Below are 1331 nucleotides of genomic sequence, written 5' to 3'. Positions count from 1 at the left end.
GCGTCCTCCTGTGGCTGGCGGCACTGCTCCTCGTGGCTGCGGAGTTCCGCGTGTTTCTTTCTCGGTTGCCCAGTTTTTACCAGTTCTTCACACCGACGAATGCCCTCTGGCTGGCACTCACGCTGGCGATCACGAAGATTCTCCATGAATTCGGCCACGGGTTGAGCTGCAAACATTTCGGCGGCGAATGCCACGAAATGGGTGTCATGCTCCTGGTTCTGACCCCGTGTCTGTACTGCAACGTATCAGACTCCTGGATGCTGCCCAACCGGTGGCATCGCGCGGCCATCGGCGCGGCAGGGATTTTCGTGGAGCTGACGCTGGCAGCCATCGCCACGTTTGTGTGGTGGTTCAGCGAGCCGGGACTGATCAACCATCTGGCGCTCAACGTCATGTTTATCTGCTCCGTGAGTACGGTGATCTTTAACGGTAATCCCCTGTTGCGGTACGACGGCTACTACGTGCTGGCCGATATCCTGGAAATTCCCAACCTCCGACAGAAGGCGACCCAGATCCTCAGCCGGACGGCGGCCAAATGGTTTCTGGGGTTGGAACTGCCGGAGGATCCGTTTCTGCCGCAACGCCATCATGCCCTGTTCATCACGTATTCTGTGGCTGCGGCCATTTATCGCTGGGTGGTGGTCCTCTCGATCCTTCTTTTCCTCAATAAATTCTTCAAACCGTATCGACTGGAGATCATCGGTCACGCGATCGCTATTGGCGCGCTGTATGGATTGGTCGTGTATCCGTTGTATCAACTGGGCAAATTCTTTTACGTGCCGGGAAGGTGGAATGAAGTGAAAAAGCCCCGTTTGATGATGACGCTGGCGGGTTTGGCACTGGTCGTGGCCTTTGTGGTGTTTGTGCCCCTGCCTTATCGGGTGATGTGCACCTGTGAGATCCAGCCGCAGAATCCTGCCCCGGTGTACGTGGACGTTCCCGGTCGGCTGGAAGAGATTCTGGTTCGGCCGGGGCAGACTGTGAAAGCCGGACAACCACTGGCGAAGCTTGCGGATCACGATCTGGACATTGAAATTGCGCGGCTGGAAAGCCTGTACCGGCAGTATGCGGCGAGGCTCTCCGCGCTGGAACGACGTCGGAGCGAGGACGAGGCGGCCGCCAACGAATTGCCCAGTCTTCGCGAAGCCATCCAGACCGTGGCCCAACAACTGGCGGAGAAAAAAGCGGACCAGCAACGGCTTCTTCTCGTCGCTCCGCGCGATGGCGTCGTGGTGCCACCGCCGTGGAAGGTTACCCATGAAGATCCCAACGCGCCTCTCCCGGAATGGTCGGGAAGCCCCCTGGAACCACAGAATATTGGCGCTTTCCTC

Annotated in this window: 1 protein-coding gene; it reads left to right on the top strand. The window is 58.3% G+C overall.

Annotated elements, in window-relative coordinates; genetic code table 11:
• Window positions 1-1331, top strand: a 1331-nt coding sequence (locus tag H5U08_RS19005; RefSeq protein WP_297036795.1) for a biotin/lipoyl-binding protein, incomplete at both ends; no start/stop codon positions are given.

It is taken from the genome of Thermogutta sp. (genome assembly GCF_014359955.1).
Lineage (GTDB): Bacteria > Planctomycetota > Planctomycetia > Pirellulales > Thermoguttaceae > Thermogutta.
Note: the sequence above shows the minus strand (reverse complement) of the source record. Positions and strands in the feature narration are given on the sequence as shown.